At 35.3% G+C, this 21717-nt stretch carries 12 protein-coding genes; 1 reads left to right on the top strand and 11 read right to left on the bottom strand.

What is annotated here, in order from left to right:
* Positions 1 to 34: 34 nt before the first annotated feature.
* The 11 genes from ABXT06_RS10155 to ABXT06_RS10105 all read right to left on the bottom strand — a co-directional run bounded on the left by ABXT06_RS10155 (position 35) and on the right by ABXT06_RS10105 (position 20433).
* A complete protein-coding gene (locus tag ABXT06_RS10155; RefSeq protein ID WP_354590662.1) occupies positions 35 to 1834 on the bottom strand; it encodes a glycoside hydrolase family 2 protein in 1800 nt (599 codons plus the stop codon).
* Positions 1835 to 2009: 175 nt separating this feature from the next.
* A complete protein-coding gene (locus tag ABXT06_RS10150; RefSeq protein ID WP_354590661.1) occupies positions 2010 to 4334 on the bottom strand; it encodes a glycoside hydrolase family 2 protein in 2325 nt (774 codons plus the stop codon).
* Between the two features lie 157 nt (positions 4335 to 4491).
* Positions 4492 to 5682, bottom strand: a complete 1191-nt coding sequence (locus ABXT06_RS10145) for a glycoside hydrolase family 88 protein (RefSeq protein ID WP_354590660.1) — start codon at positions 5680 to 5682, stop codon at positions 4492 to 4494.
* Between the two features lie 304 nt (positions 5683 to 5986).
* The gene (locus tag ABXT06_RS10140) at positions 5987 to 7507 is read right to left on the bottom strand and encodes a RagB/SusD family nutrient uptake outer membrane protein (RefSeq protein WP_354590659.1); all 1521 of its coding nucleotides are present in this window, start codon (positions 7505 to 7507) and stop codon (positions 5987 to 5989) included.
* Between the two features lie 204 nt (positions 7508 to 7711).
* Positions 7712 to 10714 (bottom strand): SusC/RagA family TonB-linked outer membrane protein, encoded by a 3003-nt coding sequence (locus tag ABXT06_RS10135; protein WP_354590658.1) that lies wholly within the window; start codon positions 10712 to 10714, stop codon positions 7712 to 7714.
* A gap of 340 nt (positions 10715 to 11054) precedes the next feature.
* Positions 11055 to 15140 (bottom strand): two-component regulator propeller domain-containing protein, encoded by a 4086-nt coding sequence (locus ABXT06_RS10130; protein WP_354590657.1) that lies wholly within the window; start codon positions 15138 to 15140, stop codon positions 11055 to 11057.
* A 97-nt stretch (positions 15141 to 15237) separates the two neighbouring features.
* A complete protein-coding gene (locus tag ABXT06_RS10125; RefSeq protein WP_354590656.1) occupies positions 15238 to 16866 on the bottom strand; it encodes a hypothetical protein in 1629 nt (542 codons plus the stop codon).
* 275 nt (positions 16867 to 17141) lie between these two features.
* A complete protein-coding gene (gene uxuA, locus ABXT06_RS10120) occupies positions 17142 to 18326 on the bottom strand; it encodes a mannonate dehydratase (protein ID WP_354590655.1) in 1185 nt (394 codons plus the stop codon).
* 30 nt (positions 18327 to 18356) lie between these two features.
* Complete coding sequence (locus ABXT06_RS10115) at positions 18357 to 19169, bottom strand: SDR family oxidoreductase (protein ID WP_354590654.1); 813 nt, start codon at positions 19167 to 19169, stop codon at positions 18357 to 18359.
* 149 nt (positions 19170 to 19318) lie between these two features.
* Positions 19319 to 19981, bottom strand: a complete 663-nt coding sequence (locus ABXT06_RS10110) for a bifunctional 4-hydroxy-2-oxoglutarate aldolase/2-dehydro-3-deoxy-phosphogluconate aldolase (protein ID WP_354590653.1) — start codon at positions 19979 to 19981, stop codon at positions 19319 to 19321.
* Positions 19978 to 20433 (bottom strand): NanQ anomerase/TabA/YiaL family protein, encoded by a 456-nt coding sequence (locus ABXT06_RS10105; RefSeq protein WP_354590652.1) that lies wholly within the window; start codon positions 20431 to 20433, stop codon positions 19978 to 19980. The genes ABXT06_RS10110 and ABXT06_RS10105 overlap by 4 nt, the downstream gene beginning before the upstream one ends.
* A gap of 122 nt (positions 20434 to 20555) precedes the next feature.
* On the opposite strand from ABXT06_RS10105, the gene ABXT06_RS10100 reads away from it, so the two are divergent.
* Positions 20556 to 21626: a LacI family DNA-binding transcriptional regulator gene (locus tag ABXT06_RS10100; protein ID WP_354590691.1), complete on the top strand. Its 1071-nt coding sequence runs from the start codon at positions 20556 to 20558 to the stop codon at positions 21624 to 21626.
* The last annotated feature ends 91 nt before the right edge of the window (positions 21627 to 21717 follow it).

The following is a 21717-nucleotide window of genomic DNA, read 5'->3' as shown; positions in this document are numbered from 1 at the left end:
GTACGGTTTTTTGTTAATGAATTGATAATGCTCTTTATTCTTTACTCTTTTTCGCATACCAATCCTGCATAATGTAAAAAGCCTTTTTCTTTTCTCCATCATTTGAAATTAAACCTTTACGATTGTAACCATCTTGAATACCCGGAAGCAATCTTTTTGGAGATCTAAAATCAACCAGAATCCAAGGACTTAATCCGCTTAGATGTGGAATCTTTTCGATCATTTTTAAATTCTGGATATATAGATATTCTTGATATTCTTCTGTCCAACGTTCGTTTTTCTCACCGTGAAAACCAGCTTTTGCATCACCTCCAAATTCAGAAACAATAATTGGCTTATTGTACTTAGACTTCCAAGTTATTTTCTCAGCATCTTCTAGATTTCCACCATACCAGCCCAAATATTGATTGAAAGCCACAACATCTAAAACTTCACCGATTGGATCATCAATAGTTTCTTTTTTGGTTAATAAAGCAGCGCTAATTAATCTAGTATTGTCTAGTGATCTGGTGTGAGATGCTAAATTTTTGATGAAAGTATTTCGAGCTTCCGAAATTGGAGTTTCATTTGCCATAGACCAAATCACAATGCTAGCTCTGTTTTTATCTCTTGTGATAGCGGCAGTTAATTGATCTTCGGCATTTTTATAGGTGTTTTCATTTTTAAATTCTACTGTCCAGTAAACTGGGATTTCTTCCCAAACCATTAATCCTAATTTATCAGCTTCTCTAACCATGTTTTCGTTATGCGGATAATGTGCCAAACGGACATAATTACAGCCCATTTCTTTCGCCCAGTTTAATAAGCGCAAAGCATCTTCTACAGAATTAGCACGACCGCCTTTTCCATTTTCTTCGTGAATCGAAATTCCGCATAAAAAGACTGGTTTTCCGTTCAGCAAGATTTTATCTTCTTTGGTTTCGATTGTTCTAAAACCAATCTGATCGTTTAATTTTTTTCCGTTAAAGTCAACAGTAACATTATATAATTTCGGATTTTCTGGCGACCAGTATGAGATTTTTTTAGCTGGGATTTCAAAGTTTAAAATTCCATTGCTATCTGCTGCTTTTCCTTTGTAGTTGATTTTTAATTCAGGAATAGAAATTGAAATTTGGTTTTTTGATATATCTAAATTATTGATTTTAATAAAACCAGAAATAACGTTAGCATTATCTTTTTTCAGCTGAATATTGTAATCTTCCACAAAAGATGATTCTTCTTCAATTAAAGTCACATCGCGCGTGATTCCGCCGTAATTCCACCAATCGGTATTTACAGTTGGAACATCTTCTTTATGACGTGTATTATCAACTTTGATAACCAGATAATTCCCTGTTGGTTTTACGATTGAAGTTACTTCGTAATTAAACGGTGTGAAACCACCTTCGTGAGTTCCTAGTTTTTTTCCATTTAAATAAACATCAGCTTTGTAATTGATGGCTCCTAAATACAGAAACAGACGTTTATTAGCCGCTAAATTGTAATCGAAGGACTTTTTGAACCAAACATTTCCTTCATAATATTTCAGTTCTTTAACCTGCGAATTCCAATCGCCTGGAATATTGATTGTTGGCGATTTATCAAAATCATATTCTACCAATTCTTGTTTGTTTTGAGCATGATAATTGGTGAAAAAGGCTCCTTTTGCTGGTTTTTCACTTTTGTCGTATTGATCAAGGTGAAAGCTATAAAAACCTGTTTGATATGGATCTATAATATAATTCCAAACTCCGTTTAAGGAAGTGGTGTTTCGATTTGACACGTTAGAAATTAAACCTTGTGATTGTCCAATTGCGAACGATGTAAGGAATAATAATGTTAGAATTTTTTTCATTTTATAATCTTTGTTTGTGTAATATATGTCGTTCCTACGGAACTTAATTGGTGTGCGTAATTAATTTCACCGGATTTCATCCGGTGCTACCAATCTTTCGTTCCTAACGGAACTTTTTTAATCTTTTTAAATCCTTTAATCTGTGGCAAAAAATCTTAGAATCTTAGAATCTTTTTTACTCAACTTTAATCCTCAAATATTCCCCTTTGAAGCTCTGATTCAAAGCCGTCATTTCAATCGGATTCCCAGAACCATCTGGAATCACTTCAATAGAAGCTTTCCCGTTTGCCATTCTGATCGATTCGCTTCCAGTTGGTGTTCCTTGATTCTTTAGTGTTTTTCCTCCTTTTAAACATTGAAAATAAACGCTTGCTTCATAATCTAAACAGCGTAAATTGTTGTTGTCAACTGCAATTGCAGTTACTAGATAATTGCCGTTTTTTAGTTTTTCTGATGATAACTGTAATGAAACCGCCGTATCATTTTTATTGAAACGATAATTCACTTTCAACGTATCAGAAACCGTTTTACCATCTTTTGTTTTTCCAACGGCTAATAAAACATTTTCTCCTTTTTTGAAATTGACATCCCAAGTTAAGCCGTTTGCTGGATACAGAGCAAGATTTCGTTGTTTTTCTCCTAATGATTTCCCATTATGGAAAAAAGTCACTTTCTCGCAGTTACTGAAAACACTGATTGTTCTCGGTGTGTTTTCTGGGCCTTGGCGCTCTGTCCAAGTATGCGATTCAATATAAGCGAACGGTTCTTTTGCCCAATAGCTTTTAAAAACATAATAAGCGTCTTTCGGAATCCCGTTTCGGTCAGTCAATCCTTTTTGATTCATGTACGGAATATCATCTTCTGGACGTAACGGCGTTGCAAAATCCTTAAATGCCCATTGTATATTACCCACAAACGTTGGATCATTCTCGGATATATGCAAATGCCAGTCAAACAAATCAACGATATAGTTTTCGCTCCAATCACCAATTTGAGCAATGTTAGCTACTTTAGTCTGTACAATCGCTTCTTCCCAGCCTTCGGCTTTTATTACATTTTCACCTGTAATTGGATTTTCGCTATGACGCCCAACATGGCTGTCTCCGCCATATTCGGCATGAATAAAGTGTTTGTATTCTTTTTTATAAACATCAATCGCTTTTTGATAGCTTTTATAACTTCCAGAATACCAGCCAGACCAGATAGAAGGCGAGAACACATCTACAATATGTGAACCTTCATAATATTTTCTGATAGCCGTTTTTCTAGTCGGATCGAGTTTGTGCGCAATATCATTTAATTCATTTAAAAAGGCATTGGTTTTTTCTGCATTATCTCCGTCAGGAAAATCAGGTAGCCAGTTAATTTCATTTCCTAAAGACCAGATAATAATACTCGGATGATTGTAATTTTGATCGATGATTTCAGCCAGCATGTTTTTGGTGTTTGTTTTCCAAACGTCATTTCCAATTCCGCCACGACACCACGGCAATTCATCCCAAACTAAAAGTCCAAGTTCGTCACAAGCTTTATAAATCTCAGGATCTTGCGGATAATGCGCTAAACGAACAAAATTAGCACCCATTTCTTTAATAGACTTCATATCGGCCCAATGCTGTTCGTTGCTCATTGCAGCACCAACTCCAGCTTGTTCTTCATGACGATGTGTACCACGAATCAATAAACGTTTTCCATTCAAATAAAACGGACCATGATCTTTAAATTCAAACCATCTGAAACCTACTTTTTCTGAAACGCTGTCTTTGATTTGATTTTTCTCTGATAAAGAAGCAGTTAGTTTGTATAAATTAGGTTTTTCGGTATCCCAAAGTTCCGGGTTTTTGATATTTTCGAAAGTGATGGTTGACGTTTTATCTGAAACAAAAATCGTTTTGCTTGCCACTTTTTTCCCTTTCGGATTTTTTAAAGTAACAGTCAACGATAAGTCTTTTGAATTATCAGAATTCACAATCGAAGAAACAATCTGTACAGAAGCCTTTTTAGCAGAAACTTCAGGAGTTGTAATTTTTATATTTTCGATATGATTTTTGTATTTCGAAACCAGCCAGACATCGCGTGTGATTCCACCATAAATAAAGAAATCGCTTTTTTGAGACGGAATAATTTCAATATCATAACTGTTATCCACACGAACAAAAATGTCGTTGTTTCCTTCTTTAATTAAGTTCGTAATATCAATAGAAAAGCCAATGTAACCGCCAATATGCGATCCGGCTTCTTTACCGTTTACATATACTTTTGTGGTTACATTCGAACCTTCAAAGTATAAAGAATAAACGCGGTTTTTGTCGATTTGCGGAATATTTAATTTTTTTTGATACCAGCTTGCATCACGTCGGTACCCCGGATATAAATCGGTTGCATCTTCAGCATTCCAAGTATGAGGCAAATTTAGAGAAACCCAATTCGAAGCTTTTTGAGCATCCCTTAGGTTTGAAGTATGGTTTTCCAAATAAAGCCAATTGTCGTTAATGTTCATCTTTGTCTGAGCAAAACTGCTCAGACAAATTTGAAACAAAACAAAAAGCGCAAAAATTGAAAAAGTTTTATTCGTTTTATTCATAGTTACAAAGGTTCATAGTTACAAAGGTTCAAAGGCTTTTCTGGCTCAAAGGTTCAAAGATTCAAAACCTTTGTTACTTTGAACCTTTGAGCCTTTGCTCCTTTATTAATGCTTCTAGAAAATAATAATCGGCGTAAATTATTGGTTCATCAATTTCGTCGTGTTTTGGCCAGTTTCCTGTGCTGTGATCAAATAAGAAAGGCGCTTTAATTTTGGCATCCAAAATATAGTTGTCCGTCTGCACCGAAGCCATTAGCTTATCGGCGAAAGCCAAATAACTATTATTTTTTGTATAACCGTACAATTCGTATAAAGCAGAAGCCATTACCATTGCGGCAGAAACATCTCGCGCTGCATTTGGAATGCCAGGATCTTTAAAATCCCAATACGGAATTCCGTCTTCTGGCAGATTTTTATTCGTCATAAAAAACTTTGCAGTCGCTTCGGCTTGTTTTAAATAGGCTGAGTCTTTTGTGTAACGATAAGACATTGTAAAACCATAAACAGCCCATCCTTGACCGCGCGCCCAAACCGAATCGTCATTATATCCTTGAAGCGTTGTTTTCTTTCTAACTTCACCTGTATTCGGGTTATAATCGATAACGTGATAACAAGAGTTGTCTTCTCTAAACTGATTTTTTAAAGTCGTATTAGCATGCTTTATCGCAATATCACGATATTTTGGATTTCCAGATATTTTTGAGGCTTCAAATAGCAATTCCAGATTCATCATGTTATCAATGATTACAGGATAATCCCAGATTTCTTTGTTGAAATCCCAAGAACGAATGGAGCCCACTTTTGGATTAAATCTTGTGCATAAAGTTTCAGCACCTTTTACAATTACGGCTTCGTATTCTTTTTTGTTTTCCACTTTTAGGGCTTCTCCAAAACTGCAAAACACTTTAAAACCTACGTCATGCGAATTGCTGTTGACACTTTCCTTTTTGCTGAAAGGAGTCCATTTTTGAGCTTGTTCTTTATATTTTGAATCGCCTGTCAATCGGTACAATTGCCAAAGATTTCCAGCAAAAAAACCGCTTGTCCAGTCTCTTGAAGGCACTTTGCGAATCTCAAGAGTTTTAATATTCATGCTTCTTGGCATCGTCATAGAATCTACCGGATAATCGAGTAGCATTTTGTAACGCGTTTCGAGTAGATTATTGGTTTCTGCTGTACTTTTTGTTTGAGGATTAATCCCAGATTTGCATGCTGTTGCAAGCGATGCAAATCCCAGGATCAAAATGAAACTAATTTTATTCATATTACTAATTAATCTTTATTTTTAGTTTCTATACTAAAATGTTAGACGCGGATTCTACGGATTCATTATTGCGATCCCGATAGCTATCGGGAATTGATTTTGCACGGTTTTTTTTTATTTCACGCAGATTTAAAAAAGATTATGGCAGATAAAGCAGATTTTTTTAATCAATTTTAATTAGCTTAAATCTTTTTAAATCTGCGTGAAACCTAATTATACACGACTTGATTAAAAAATCCGTTTCAATCAGTGTTTTCGCGATAGCGAATCCGTTTCATTCGCGTTCAATTATTATTCTACTAAATTAATAACCAGGGTTATTTGGTTTTAGATTCGGATTAATAGCCAATTCTGTTCCTGGCAATGGCCATAAATAATCTCTGTTTGGATCAAAATTCGCATGTGGCTCTAAACCGTTTGGTCCAAATACTTCTGGTCCAATTTTAAGCCTTTTAATGTCGTACCATCTCACATATTCAAAAGCCAATTCTAATCTTCTTTCGTTAATAACCATTTTTCTGAAATCAGCCTGAGATAATCCTGGAGTTACGTTGGCAGGGAAAGAAACCAGTTTTCCTGCTTTGTTTCTCGCTCTTGCACGAACACGATTTACATAACCATCAGCCTCAGTTGTTCCCGGATTAATTTCGTTTAAAGCTTCAGCTGCAGTCAATAAAACTTCTGCAAAACGCATCGTGATGTAATTGTGCTGAGAAGTTCTTCCGTTTGCACCAGCTTTTCCCGGAAAACGGAAATATTTTGCAATATGCGGACGTGGCGCTTTTTCATTATCGCTTGATGGATAAACTTGCAGCGATCCGCCTGGACCCGTTTTCTTTCTGATAATGGTATCAAAACTTACTGCTCTTCTGTAATCTCTCTGATCCCATGTATTGAATACTTTTAATGACGGAACAGCAACTGAGAAACCTTGTCCATAACTGTAACTGTCATCTTTTAGTGATCCTGTAAAAAATGCGGTATAATCTTGACCATAATTTCCTGAAGTCAAGTTGTTAAAGTCGATTGTAAATAATGGCTCTTTTAACGAAGATGCTTTCGTAGCGTTGAATAAATCCTGAAAATCAGCATCAAGACCTAAACCAAATTTTGCTTCGTTTGTAATAACAAATTTTGCTTCATCATACGCTTTTTGAAAATTTCCTAAAGTCAAGTAAACAGAAGCTAAATAACCTGCCGCAGTCCCTTTTCCTGGAACAGCTTTTACTTTTGGTTTGTCATCCAGCCATTGTTTAGCAAATTCCAAATCGGCAATAATTTTTGGGTAAACGTCAGCTTCTTTTGTTTTGCTTAAAGAATTTACTTGTGATACATCATTGACAACAAAATCTACGTATGGAATATCGCCAAAAAGACGCACTAAATGATAATAGGCAAATGCTCTTGCAAAATAAGCCTGTGCAACAATGGCGTTAACTTTTGCCGGATCTCCAGGTGTTTTCTTAGCACCTTCAATCGCTTGATTTGCCGCCGTTATAATAACATACGACTGAGGCCAAAAATTAGCTACAAGCGCATTGGTATCGTTCATAGACATGTCGTTTACGTCAATACGTGCGGCCTGAGTTGTTCTATCGCCGATATCAGACATGTCGTCACGAAGCATCAAGGCAATTGTGAATTCTCTTCCCCAATAATTATTGTGGCCAATGTTGGCAAAAGCTCCGTTTACAGCAGCCTGCAAATCGTCTGTATTATTGAAAAAGTTCTCTGGACGAATAATCCCTACTGGTTTTTCTTCCAGATCAGAACAGCTAAAAAACGCCATTGTTCCGAGACAAAGAAAAGCTATATATTTTTTCATAGTATTTTTATTAGAGCTAATTGGATGTAATTAATTTTAACACATAGCAACATAGATTTCAAACTCGTAAAAAGGCGTTTCACTTATTTAAAATACACATAGAAAGCTATGTGTTAGAAACAATGTTTCTTTTTGTATTCTTTCTTCGCACATAAAATCTATGTTTCTATGTGTTTAATTAATAGACCCAAAGAGGTTATTAGATTAAAATTTTAAATTGAATCCTGCTGTAAACGTTCTTACGTTTGGATATCCTCCGTAATCCAATCCTAAATTGGTATTACTTCTTGAGTTCGTGTCGTTTAAGTAGTTCGTTTCAGGATCTGTACCCGGATAATCTGTGATAGTCCAAAGGTTTTGCGCACTGATGTAAAAACGAACTTTACTTAAGCCCATTTTAGAAACAATTTTTTCATCTAAACTGTATCCGATAGAGACGTTTTTTAAACGGATATAACTTCCATCATAAACAAATCTTGACGTGATTCTTTTAGTTCTTGCCGCATTTGCAGGAACATTTGTATCGGTATTAGTTGGAGTCCATGCGTCTAAAACTTCAGTTGTGGCATTGTTGTTTCCAGAAGCCAGTTCCATCAAAGTATAGTTTAAGATTTGACCTCCTTGTGAACCTTGGAAGAAAATATTCAAATCAAGATTTTTATAAGTGAAATCATTGTTGAATCCGAAGATGAAATCTGGATTCGGATTTCCGATAATCGTTTTATCCTGAGAATCTAGTTTTCCGTCACCGTTATAATCTCTGAATTTCTCTCCTCCTGGAGCAGTTTCAAAGTTTCCTGGCAATACAGTTTCTCCCTGCTGAATAACGCCATCATAAATGAACCCGAAGAAAGATCCAACTGGCTGTCCAACTCTTAAAATTTGAGATTCAGTTGCTAAGAAATGCCCAGGAGCAGAGTTGATTAAAAGATCTTTATTATCGGCTAGTTTTAATACTTTGTTTTTGTTTGAAGAAATATTAAAGTTTGTTGACCAAGTGAAATCTGCACCAATAAAGTTTCTAGAGTTAATACCTAATTCCCAGCCTTTATTTTCCAATTCACCTACGTTTTGAAGCTGTGAAGCAATTCCAGAAATTCCAGGAAGCGGTCTATTGAACAATAAATCTTTAGTGATTGTTTTATAATAATCTGCTGTAATACTGATTCTGTTATCAAACAAACCTAAATCAATACCATAATCCTGCTGATAAGACGTTTCCCATTTTAAGTTCGGATTGTCTAATGAAGTCAGCTGAACCGCATTGGTAATTACGTCACCGCTTACATAATAGATTTCAGAAAATCTAGAAAGGGTAGAGTAGGCACCAATTGAAGGATTTCCTGTTGCTCCGTAACTTGCTCTTAATTTTAAGTTCGAAATCGTTTTGTTGTCTTTTAAGAAATTCTCTTTACTAATGTTCCATCCAATTGCTCCAGAAGGGAAAGTTCCATATTTATAATTTTTACTAAAACTTGAAGAACCATCTCGTCTTGCTGTAAACGTTAGTAAATATTTATCGGCATAATCAAAATTTAACCTTCCGAAAGCAGAGATTAATTCCGTTTCAGATAAACCAGAATCTGGTTTTAAGAACACCGTTCCAGCGCCTAAATTTCTATACGAATTGGTATTCGTCAAAAATCCTCTTGAAGCCGCATACGAATTTTCATTTTTGTTTTTTTGGTATGAATATCCTCCTAAAACCGTTAGAATTCCTCTATCGATAATTTCACGTTTAAAAGTCAAATAATTCTCTGTTAAGAAAGAAGAGAATCTAGTATTGTTTACAGAAGCTTCTCCTTTAATATTTTTTCCTGCAATTAATGTTGAAGGAATAAATCTTCCTGTTTGCGAATTACTATCAGTTAAACCTAAAGTAGTTTTAAAATCAAGATCTTTTGTGATTTGATATTGAGCAAAGAAATTGTTTCTGCTTGTAACAGAAACGGTTTCCAAAATGTTTTCCATTGCTGTAGCATACGGATTGTCAATATCATCTCCGATTGGAGCAGTCGTTGTATAAGTTCCGTCAGCATTGTAAATTCCTTTATCTGGCATAAAACGATAAGCCGATGCAATTACACCTGCAGCACCCGTTCCTCCAGCGCTGGTCTGGCTCACAATTCCTTCTTTGTTTTGTTTGCTTGTAAAAGTGTTTAAACCTACTTTAAATTTTGGAGATAAATCGGCTTCAAGGTTTCCTACGATCGTATATTTGTCAATACCTGAATTGATTACAACTCCGTTTTGGTTGAAGTATGTTCCAGAAACATAATATCTCACATTTTCAGCTCCGCCAGAGAAAGACAATTGTGTATTCGAAATCATTCCGTCGCGATAAATTACATCTTGCCAATCTGTATTTGCTGGACCTTGAGTGTGTGTTGTAAAGCTTTTTCTGTAAGCCGCAAACTGATCTGCATTTAATAAATGCAATTTGTTGTTTATCGATTGAACAGAAGTCGAATTGCTAAACTCAATTACAGGTTTTCCAGGTTTTCCTTTTTTGGTTGTTACCATAATAACCCCGTTAGAACCTCTAGATCCGTAAATGGCAGTTGCAGAAGCATCTTTTAATACCTCGATAGAAGCAATGTCTTGCGGTGCTGGCATAGAAGCGCCTGCAAATCCATCCACAACAACCAGAGCATCTCCACTTGCATTGATAGATGTTCCTCCACGAACCCTGATTTTTACAGGAGCTCCAGGTTCACCACCGTTATTGGTCATAACCGAAACACCCGCGGCACGACCTTGCAAAGCTTGTTCTGCACTTAAAACTGGGTATGCAGTAAGCTCTTTTGCTGTAACAGAAGATACAGATCCTGTAATATCGCTCTTTTTACGAGTTCCGTAACCTACTACAATAACTTCGTCTAGTGCTTTTGTATCTGGTTTTAAACTTACATTGATAACATTTTTTGTTCCAACTGGAACTTCAACAGTCTGAAATCCGACGAAATTGAAAACTAAAATAGCATTTTTCTCTCCTACAATTACAGTATAATTTCCGTCCATATCGGCAGAAGCGCCTACAGAAGAATTTTTAATATAAACATTGGCACCAGGAAGTCCAAGTAAATCTTCACTGGAGGTTATTTTTCCAGTCACTTTTCGTTCTTGTGCGTGCATCACGATATTTACCAGTAAAAAAGATACCAGCAAACACCATTTAAACGATTTGTTTTTGTGGTTTGTACACATTCATTTTTTGGTTTTAGGGTTAATAAGTTAGATAAAGTAGAAAAGCAATAAACTCATTCCGATGATTAGAATGACAAATAAAATCTGCAGCAATAAGAAGCCGGTTTTTTTGATTTTCATATCGCAAATGTATATGCCAAAAACGATATAGAAATACAAAAAAGGGTGTCTAAAAATACAGATCCCCTTTTTAATCCCTTTAAAATGCTAGGTTTTTAAAATTTATGATAGTTAATCCTGCAAGGTTTTCAAAACCTTGTAGGTCTAAATAGTGGCAGTGTTAGTGATTGGCAAGTATTGAATAATACCTACAAGGTTTTGAAAACCTTGCAGGAATACATCAGAAGCTTTTTTCGTAAAATTTGTCGGCGTATTGTGACGGAGTCTCTCCGTACTTTTTCTGGAAACATTTGCTAAAGTATTTCGGATTGTTGAAGCCGACTTTATAACTGATTTCAGAAACAGTCAATTTATTTTGTTCTAATAGTTGAGCCGCACGCTTTAATCTAATTTCATGAATAAATTCGTTTGGTGTACAATTTGTCCACGCCTTGATTTTTAGAAACAACATAGTTCGGCTTACGCCTAATTCTGAACAGAAGAACGGAATATCAAATTGTTCGTTAGAAATATTTTCTTCTACAATTTTGAATGCTTTTTTCAATAATTCTTCATCCAATGAAGAAACTGTGATTTCTGACGGAATAAAACTGTCTTCGCTTGAAAACTTGATTTTTAAGCGTTCCGTTGTGTTAAGAAGGTTTTTAACGCGAAGCCTGAATTCCATTAAATTGAATGGTTTGCTAATGTAATCATCGGCACCGCTTTCTAATCCTTCAAATTTGTAAACCAATGAAGATCTAGAAGTCAGTAAAATAACTGGAATATGGCTCGTTTTGATGTTTTCTTTTATTTTCGAACACAATTCAGTTCCCACCATTTCTGGCATAATAACGTCACTAATAATCAAATTAGGCACAAATTTCAACGCTTTTTCTAAAGCAATTTTACCATTTTCGGCTTCAATAATGTTGTAGTCTTTTTTAAGAAGGTTTTTCATGAACTTTCTCAAGACTTTATGATCTTCAACAATCAAAATTGTCTGCTTTTCTTCGTTTACAATTAAGTCTTCGATATCTTCATTTTCGATAACTTCTGAAGGTTCCAATTGCGCTTGATATTGCTCAATGTCATCACTGATTTTAAAATCAGGAATAATTTCGCTGTCCAAAAGATGTTCGCGGCCAAGCGGTAAAGTAACTTTAAAAATTACCCCTCCAGTTGGTTTATTGGTAACATCGATTTTTCCTTTATGAAGCTCAACAATGTTTTTTACAATCGAAAGCCCGATTCCAGTTCCTTTGTTATAGTTTTTCTGAACCTGATTGTGTGTTGGAACTTCAAAAAACAAATCAAAGATTTTATCGATATGTTCTTCTGAGATTCCTACTCCCGAATCTTCAACTGCAATAAACAGATTCTGCTGATCGTGATTAATTTTAACCTTAATCAAACCGCCTTTTGGAGTATATCTGAAAGCATTCGAAATCAGATTATAAAAGACACGTTCTAGTTTATATCGGTCAAAGTAAACCAGAATTTCTTCGTTCTCAGTTTCAAACTCATAATCGTAACCGCCGTCTTTGGCATATTCAATAAAAGACAAAAAGATTTCTTTGGTAAACTTGACAATGTTTCCATTAGCAGATTCTAACTCCACTTGATGATTTTCCAATTTTCTGAAATCCATTAAACGGTTAATTAGGCTCAACAAATGATTGGCGCTACTTTCAATCACCAAAAGCTTTTTATACATTTCGTTAGTTCCGTTATAATCAGCTAAAATTTGCTGTAACGGGCCTAAAATTAAAGTTAAAGGCGTTCTAAACTCATGTGAAATATTGGTAAAGAAATCCAATTTTAATTTGTTGTTTTCTTCAATTCGTTGTGTTTCCAGATATTCCAGTTCAAGTTTTTGTTTCAGTCTGGCTTTCGATTTCATAATCCAGATTAAACCGTAAAGACCTAAACCAATTACAATTCCGTACAACATAAACGCCCAAATGCTTCGCCACGGAGCAGGATTCACGATAACAGTCAGCGTGGTTGGATTCTGATTCCAAACGCCGTCATTATTGGCGCCGCGCACTTCAAATGTATAAGTTCCAGGATTCTGGATTGCAAAATTGGCTTCACTGTTTTTAGTTGTTGTCCAGTTGTTTTCTAAGCCTGTTAAACGATAACTGTATTGATTATTTTTTGATCGAATATAATTTGGAATCGCAAAACTTATAGAGAAATTGGCCTTATCATAATCCAAAGTAATCGTTTTGGTAAAACCAATGCTTTGTTCTAAAATTCCGTCTTTATCGTGCGCATTTACCGTTTCGTTTTTAATTTTCAAATCGGTAATTAAGACTTGCGGAGCATATTTATTTAAGGAAATCTTTGTAGCATCAAAAAATGTTGCTCCAGAAGGGCTTCCGAAATAAAACTGATTTGAATTTAATCTTAAAGCCGAATTATCATTGAATTCATTGCTTGCCAAACCATCTTTCTGATCATAAATAGCAACCGATTTTTTAATTGTATTGTATTTTATAATTCCCTGATTGGTGCTGATCCAAAGATTTTTATCATCATCTTCTAAAATGGAATGAATAGAAGTAATAACGGTGTTTCCGATTCTAAGATTGATTGGATTGAATTTTTTTCCATCAAAATAATGCAATCCTTTTGCTTTTGTTCCTACCCAAATTTTGTTTTGCGAATCTTGAAACAAAGTCAGAATATCATCTCCAGACAAATTCGAATGATCGTAAAAGAAATGCTGAATGGAGTATTTCTGCGGATTGAAATTTCGAAGCGGAATGCGATTGAGTCCGTTTTGAGTTCCAACCCAAAGAAAATTTTGTTTATCGACCAAAATGGCGCGAAGTATATTGTTGGTAAGGAAAACAGGTTTAGTGTTATCATTTCCAATTACATCAAAAGTTTTGCTAATTGTGTTGTAACGAATTAAGCCTTTTCCAAAAGTTCCAATCCATAAAATTGAACCTTCAGTTTTGAGCGTATAAACACCGCTATCTTTTAGTAAGTCACTCAAATCAGAAGCAATTCTGTTGTCTTCAATTCTTTTTGACGCAGTATTATAAGCTGATAATCCTTTCGAAAAAGTTCCAATCCATAAAATATGATCATCAGAAAGGCACATGGCTTTGATGTCATTTTTATTGGTTTGCCCAGTTTTACTGTTAATGTAACTTACAGATTCATTATTTCTGTTGTAAATTGTAATTCCGCCACCTTCAGTTCCAAAATATACGTTTTGGTTTTTATCGGCAATTATAGAACTCACGACATCAAAACTCATCGGAATCTTTTTCGAATTCTGATTGTAATTAGAGAAATTGACATTCGAAATATCCCAAAGATTCACACCTTTATAATAACAGCCAATCCAGACAGAACCCTTTTTATCCATAAAAACCGACTTTACTTTGTCGATTCCGTTAGCGTTATTGCTATTATTGATTTTCTGCAGACTTTTGTCTTTTCCTAAAATATAAATTCCGTCGTAAGCGCCAATCCACAAAGAACCTTGACCGTCAATTACTAAAGATCGAATATCAGTATTGATTTCGTGGTATTTTTCGGCTGATAAAAAAGAAACAAAAGCTTTCTCTTTCGGATTGAATTTCAGAAGCCCTTTGTTTTTTGTTCCAACCCATAAACTGCCGTCTTTTTCTTCAACTACAGATTGAACGTTTAATAAATCGGTAGCATTTAATGGATAATTTTTGAAGAATAGTTTTCCATTCATTCGATTGGTCAGCTTGCATAAACCTTTTGTGGTTCCAATCCAGATTTCGCCTTCTTTGGTTTTTAGAATGCTGAGAATATTGTTACTTGGAAGGCTAGAAGGATCATCATCTGAATGAAAGACAGATGTAAACAGTCCTGATTTTTTGTTGTAAATGGTTAATCCTTTTGATGTTCCAAACCACATTTCGCCCCCAATTTCCCTAATGCTCCAAACCGCATTATTGCCAATTGTATGATTGGCTTTGGTGTGAAGATATCTCGTAAAACGGTTTGAAACGGGATCATAACAGTTTAGACCATTATAAGTTCCTACCCAGATTTTTCCTGAATTGTCTTCGTCAATCACTAAGATATCATTGTTGCTAATCGAAAATTTATCTGCGGGATCGTTCCTAAAAATAGTAAAACGGCTTCCATCATATTTATTCAGACCATCGCGTGTGCCAAACCACATCTGCCCAAACTTATCCTGATGAATGGCAATGACAGAACTCTGCGAAAGTCCGTCGGTTGTTGAAATATTTTTAAGACGATATTTATTTTGGGAAAACAAATTCCCGAAAACAAAGACAATTGCAAGAAAAGCTATTTTAAGTTTCATAGCGGTTAATTTTTTAGGTTCAAAGTTGCAAAGGAGCAGAGGTTCAAAGGTCAAGCAAAGAAAAACTTTGCACCTTTGTACCTTTGAGCCTTTGTACCTATTTCAAGCGTTTTTGTAATTGATAATCATACAAAGAAGGAATCTTCTCAATTGGCGTATTCAAAAATTCAATATAAGGATCGACGTCGTATTTAATTTCAAATTTTGCATTTCCGTGAACACCAATGATTCTGGCAAAAGCGCCATCTTTCATTCCGTACAATAAAACGGGTTTTGAGGCATCTGGATTTTCTACTAGAACATTAAGATTCCAAAAAGTACTGAAAGGTCCATGAGAAGGTTTCCAGTAATCGGCGCCCCCACCTCCAAAAATGGCATAACTATTATTTTTATCGGCTTTTAAATGAACCGTGATATTATCAAATAAATTCTGATGATTAGCTCCGGAATGCTGGTCTAAAACAGGATCTGTAAATATTTCGCAGTCCTGATATATATTTTTAGTTGCAAAAGTGTTGAAACTAAGCGGATGAACAGCCGAATTATAAATTTTCAGATTCTTAACCAAAACATTATGCACACCGCCTAAAGTAACAGTGTAATGTGCTAAATGTGGTCCGTCTGTCGTAATATTCTGAATGGTTATATTGGATACTTCTTCGGCTAAAATTCCGCTGTCAGCATTAGTGATTTTTACATCTTTAACCCAGCTATTGAACAATCGAGTTAAGAAAATACCATTATTTCCAGGCTCAACATGGTGCGCCACTCTAGGAATATCAGGAAAAGTAAAGCGAAGATGCTCAATTCCGACTTCGTTTAAATGTTTCCATTCTACCAATTGCGCCTGATAGCTCGGTTTTATAGCAATGGTTAAAGGCGTTTTTAAAGTGATTTTGGAACCCGAAATTTTAGTGATTTCTACCTGTTGTCTCACAATTGGAAGTTTTGGAAATTTCCAATGATGCGAACCCGGTTTTACTTTAGCTCCCTGATATAAATCTTTTATGATTTCGCCATTTTCACCATCTTTATTAAACAATTGCAATTCGACAACATCGCCAACTTTCAATCCTTTTACATCAGAAACCGTAATAACATGTTCGCCCATTTTGCCGGAACTTACTTTCGCCAACGGATTAGATTCTGGTTCGTATTTATCCAAATATGATTTTACGCGTTCACCCGGAACCTGAGTCCAAATAAAACCGCCTGACCATGCATATTGTGAAAAAGGCAAGTCGATATTATTTTCTGGTTCACGCTGTCTTTTGTCGAAAGTAGTTAGGTATTCACGAAGCTCAGCCAAAACATCCGAATCTTTAAGGTACATCATGGGTCTTGGGCAATAGATTTCGGTTCCGTTTTCAGCAGAACCAGCGCCTCGTAGTACAAAATTGCTTCTTTCGATATAAATAATTTCACTTAAAATAATGCGTCCCTCAGGCAATTGCAGAATTACATTTCCTTCTACAGCATTGGCAGCTTTAAAAGCTTTTAAAAGTGCTTTTGAATCGTCTAAATTGTCATTTGCTTTTACGCCAAAATCAACTGCATTTATAATTTTTCCGTTAGCTTCAGGAATCTGACTTTCGCCAAAGCGATATCCTGCATAACTAAAATCAGGCAGATAATCGGTTTTTGAAGTTAAAATTTTGGGTATTTCCTGCGCCAGTATTGAGTTTATAAAAAAGCCACAGGATATAAGAATGGCTTGGCGAATCATGGTTTTGTGGTTTTTGTGGTTAGTTAGTTTGTTTTTGTTTTTGCCACGAAGGCACTAAGGCTCGAAGATTTTTTAAGCTTTTTGTTTTAGTCTCGTAAAGTCGCGAAGTCGCAAAGTTTTTTTTGTTTCACGCAGATTTTTAAAAGATTTAAGCAGATATGCGCAGATATTTATCATAATAAAATCTTCTATAATCTGCCAAATCTGCGTAAAAAATCCTTTTAATCTGTGGCTTAAAAAAACTTCGAGCCTTAGTGCCTTTGTGGCAAAACAAATTATAAAGATCGTTTGATCCCTATTTCAAGTCCGCGTAGTTCTGCCAAGCCTCTTAAACGGCCAATTGCAGAATAACCCGGATTTGTTTTTTTCTTTAAATCATCGAGCATTTGATGTCCGTGATCAGGACGCATTGGCAAAGTGTTGTTGTTTCTTTTTTCAACTTCTAAAATTGCTTTTACAACTTCGTACATATCAACATCGCCTTCTAAATGGTTTGCTTCGTAAAAGCTTCCTTCTTCATCGCGTTGCGTGCTTCTCAAATGGATAAAATTCATTTTATCGCCATGACGTCTCACAATTCCAGGCAAATCATTATCAGCTCTAACACCGTATGAACCTGTACACATTGTAAATCCGTTTGATTTTGACGGAGCAGCGTTCATTAATTCAATCAAATCCTCTTCTGTACTAACCACTCTAGGCAAACCTAAAATCGGGTAGGGTGGATCGTCTGGATGAATCGCCATCAATACGCCCTTACTTTCAGCAACAGGAATAATTTCTTTTAAAAAGTGAAAAAGATTATTCTTTAAAGTCTGTCTGTCAATATGATTGTAAGCGCTTAAAGTCACAAGAAAATCTTCAACCGTGTAAGCTTCTTCTGCACCCGGAAGTCCAGCCAAAATATTTTGCTGTAATTTGATTTTATCTTCTGGAGTCATGGCTTCAAAATAGCTTTTTGCTTTTTGCTTCTGCTCTTCAGAATATTCGTTTTCTGCGCCTGGTCTTTTCAAAATAAACAATTCAAAAGCAGCAAAAGCATTGATGTCAAAACGTAAGGCTTTAGAACCGTCTTCAACTGTATAAGATAAATCGGTTCTTGACCAATCTAAAACAGGCATAAAGTTATAGCAAACGCATTTAATGCCGCACAAAGCCAGATTTCTGATGCTTTCTTTGTAATTTTCAATGTATTGCAAATAATTTCCAGTCTGCTTTTTAATGTCTTCGTGAACCGGAATACTTTCTACAACCGACCAAGTTAATCCTGAAGCACCTTTTTTTGGATCGCCATCTTCATGCTCGATTTCAACTTTTCGTTTAATGATTTCGTCAATGCTCCAAACCTCTCCGTTTGGAATGTGGTGTAAAGCTGTTACAATTCCGGTTGCTCCAGTTTGTTTAATATCTTGTAAAGAAACAGGGTCATTTGGTCCGAACCATCTTAATGTTTGTTCCATTTTGTATTATGTTGTTTTGTGAGTTAGTTTTTAAATGCTTGTTGCCGCAAATCCGCCGTCAACTTTTAAGATTGTTCCTGTTACGAATTTTGACATGTCGCTGCATAAAAATAAAAGCGCACCATCAATATCTTCTGGAGTTCCGAATCTTCCCATTGGCGTGTGATCTATAATTTTTTCGCCTCTCGGAGTTAGTTTTCCTTCTGGGGTTAACAGTAAAGCACGGTTTTGTTCGCCAATAAAAAATCCAGGAGAAATAGCGTTTACGCGAAGTCCTTCGCCATATTTTTGAGCCAATTCAACCGCCATCCATTGCGTGAAATTATCAATAGCAGCTTTAGAAGCAGAATACCCCACAACTCTCGTTAAAGGTCTTTGTGCCGATGCCGATGAAATGTTGATGATATTTCCTGATTTCTGTTTTGCAAAAAGTTCAGCAAAAACTTGAGTTGGAAGCATCGTTCCGATAATATTCAAATCGATAACTTTTTGCAGATCATCGCTTTTCATATCATAAATGGCTTGATCTGGCTGAATGGTTGCGCCTGGCATATTTCCGCCTGCAGCATTGATCAAAATATCAAGACGCCCGTATTTTTCAACGATAAAATCTCTTGCTTTTTCTACTTCTTCTTTATTTAAAACATTGGCTTGAACAGCAAAACTTTTTCCGCCATTTGCTTCAATGTCTTTTACTGTATTTTCGGCTTTTTCTAAAGATTGAGAAACGATTCCGACAATAACGCCTTGCTGTGCCAAAACATTTGCAAATCGGCTTCCCAGAACACCAGCACCGCCTGTTATTAATGCAATTTTTCCTTTTAAATTAAATATTGAATCCATTTTAATTTTTAATTTTTAATTTTCAATACTTTAAATTCCAAATTCCAATTTGGAAATAAAGCACATTTTTGTATAATTAATTTTTACTTTTTAATTAGTCTAATCAGTTCAAACTGAGTTTTTGGAATTTGGGTTTTAAAATTTGGAATTTATTTTCTGATAGTTTCAATCAGTTCCAAAACCCTCTTAGTTTCTTTTTCGATTGTTTCGTAAGCATTAAATTGCATTACTTCTTTACTGATTAATTTGCTTCCCATTCCAACAGCAGAAACTCCCGCTTTAAACCAAGTCTCAATACTTTGACGAGTCGTGTCAACACCTCCAGTTGGCATAAAAATTAAATCTGGAAAAACATCTCTGATACCGCTCATAAAGTCAGGCCCTAAAATATTTCCTGGGAAAAGCTTGATGAATTTTACACCAGCATTTTCAGCCGCAATAATTTCTGTCGGAGTCATACAGCCTGGAGCATATAAAACTTCTTTAGCAATTAGAAACGAAGCTATTTCAGGAACAAATCCTGGGCTTATAAAAAAGTCAGCTCCTTCTAAATAATAAGTTTCTGCTTGCGCTAAATTTTTGATGGTTCCAATTCCTAAAAGCATTTCAGGCATTTCAGCATTTCTTATTTCAACTAATTTTTTGAAGTTTGAAAGTGCTTCAGGGCCACGGCTTGTATATTCTACAGCTCTGATTCCGGTGTTGTAAAGCGTTTTTAAAATAGCAACACTTTTATCTTCGTCGGCATTAAAATAGAGGGGAAGCATTCCTTGTTTTAAAATAACCTCTATGGAATTCTGAATGGTACTCATAATTCTATTTTTACTTTAATAACAATTTTTTTCAAAGGTCCGCTTCCAATCATTGCAGAATGAACATCTTCTGGAAACAGAATTGTAAATTGATTTTCTTTGATTTCAAAAAACATATCGGGTTTATCATGAAAGAAACGAACATCTCTTTCGTCGCTGTAATCACCATTTGGACTGATGCATTTTTCTCTAGGTTTCCATGCAAATGTTTCTGGACCAATTATAGAAATTTGGATATCGATGTTTTTGTCGTGGCACTCAAAACCTTTAATGCTTTCTTCTCTAGTGCTTCCTTCGCCAACAATTACAATTAGTTTTAGACCTTCACCAATTTCATAAGCTCCTTCTTCAAGATTGGCAATATCATTTTGGTTTACATAATCAAACGCTTTTTTGAAATTTGGATGCAGACCGTAATATTTTGCTGCATTATGTAATGAGTCTATTATCATTTTGTACGGTTTTTATTTTTGTTTTTTGATGTTATGTGTATATTTGCGTGTGCGTACACGGTAATTCTACAAATGTATGCAAAATGTGATGCAAAACAATTTATTTGTGACAAAATAAATTAATTTTACCGCACTGCTTTTATATTTTTAACTTAAAAAGAATCAATATCATAACAATAAAAAAAATTGCCGAATTAGCGAATGTCTCTGCTGGAACAGTAGACAGAATCATACACAAACGTGGACAAGTGGCGCAGGAAACCGTTGATAAGGTGAATGCCATTATTGAAGAGTTTGGTTATACGAGAAATATTCTGGCAAGCAATCTGGCGCTAAACAAGAAATTTCATTTTGCTGTTTTTCTTCCAAAATCTGAAACTTTAGAGTATTGGAAAAGTCAGGCAGATGGTATTGAAAAAGCGGCTTTGGAGTTCAGCAAATTCGGAATCGTGTTAGATTATTTTTTCTACGATTATAATGTGGTGTCTTTTAAAGAAACGGTGCAACAAGTAATGCATTTTGAATGCGACGGTTTGCTATTTGCTCCAATCTTTTATGATGATTCGGTTCGGTTTTTAAAAGAATACGAAAAGAAAAATATTCCGGTTGTGATGATCGATTCGAATATTTCTGAAGAAAACCAGCATGCTTATGTTGGGCAAGACGCTTTTCAGAGCGGTTATTTAGCGGGAAGGTTAATCAGTTTTGCTGTGAAAAATGAAAGACAGGTTCTAATTTTTAAAATAACGCGTGAAATTGAAAGTACTTCTGTCTACCAACAACGCATTAAAGGATTTTATTCCTATTTTGAAGATCATAACGAATTGACCAACTTCAAGTTCTCAGAATTTACTTTAAAAGATTCTGGAATTGATCAATTGAGTTTGGAAATGTTTTCGGGAATAAACAGTGTTTTTGTACCCAATTCCAGAGCTTATATTGTGGCTGAGTTTTTAAATAAAAACAATATAAAAGGCGTTCGAATAATTGGTTTTGATTTGCTGAAAGAAAATATAGAATATCTAAACAAAGGCGTAATCGATTTTTTAATTAATCAAAGACCAGAAGAGCAGGGATATTTGGGAATCAATTATTTGTATAAAAAACTGGTGCTTCAAGAAGAAACGGAAAAGACGCATTATATTCCGTTAGAGATTATTTTGAAGGAGAATTATTTTCCTACTAGAAGATAAATATATTTCAAACATAGCCCGTGGTTTCAACCACGGGAACACAATGCATAATATCAATTCGTTTCCCGTGGTTGAAACCACGGGCTATATT

The sequence above is a fragment of the Flavobacterium sp. UW10123 genome (assembly GCF_040538975.1).
Taxonomy (GTDB): Bacteria; Bacteroidota; Bacteroidia; order Flavobacteriales; family Flavobacteriaceae; genus Flavobacterium.
The sequence above is the reverse complement of the archived record's forward strand: the minus strand, read 5'-3'. Positions and strand labels throughout refer to the sequence as shown.

Bases quoted from the DNA above. Each gene is read 5' to 3' on its own strand.
- ABXT06_RS10155 (WP_354590662.1), bottom strand. From the start codon at position 1,834: ATGAAAAAAATTCTAACATTATTATTCCTTACATCGTTCGCAATTGGA.
- ABXT06_RS10150 (WP_354590661.1), bottom strand. From the start codon at position 4,334: ATGAACATTAACGACAATTGGCTTTATTTGGAAAACCATACTTCAAAC.
- ABXT06_RS10145 (WP_354590660.1), bottom strand. From the start codon at position 5,682: ATGAATAAAATTAGTTTCATTTTGATCCTGGGATTTGCATCGCTTGCA.
- ABXT06_RS10140 (WP_354590659.1), bottom strand. From the start codon at position 7,507: ATGAAAAAATATATAGCTTTTCTTTGTCTCGGAACAATGGCGTTTTTT.
- ABXT06_RS10135 (WP_354590658.1), bottom strand. From the start codon at position 10,714: ATGTGTACAAACCACAAAAACAAATCGTTTAAATGGTGTTTGCTGGTA.
- ABXT06_RS10130 (WP_354590657.1), bottom strand. From the start codon at position 15,140: ATGAAACTTAAAATAGCTTTTCTTGCAATTGTCTTTGTTTTCGGGAAT.
- ABXT06_RS10125 (WP_354590656.1), bottom strand. From the start codon at position 16,866: ATGATTCGCCAAGCCATTCTTATATCCTGTGGCTTTTTTATAAACTCA.
- uxuA (WP_354590655.1), bottom strand. From the start codon at position 18,326: ATGGAACAAACATTAAGATGGTTCGGACCAAATGACCCTGTTTCTTTA.
- ABXT06_RS10115 (WP_354590654.1), bottom strand. From the start codon at position 19,169: ATGGATTCAATATTTAATTTAAAAGGAAAAATTGCATTAATAACAGGC.
- ABXT06_RS10110 (WP_354590653.1), bottom strand. From the start codon at position 19,981: ATGAGTACCATTCAGAATTCCATAGAGGTTATTTTAAAACAAGGAATG.
- ABXT06_RS10105 (WP_354590652.1), bottom strand. From the start codon at position 20,433: ATGATAATAGACTCATTACATAATGCAGCAAAATATTACGGTCTGCAT.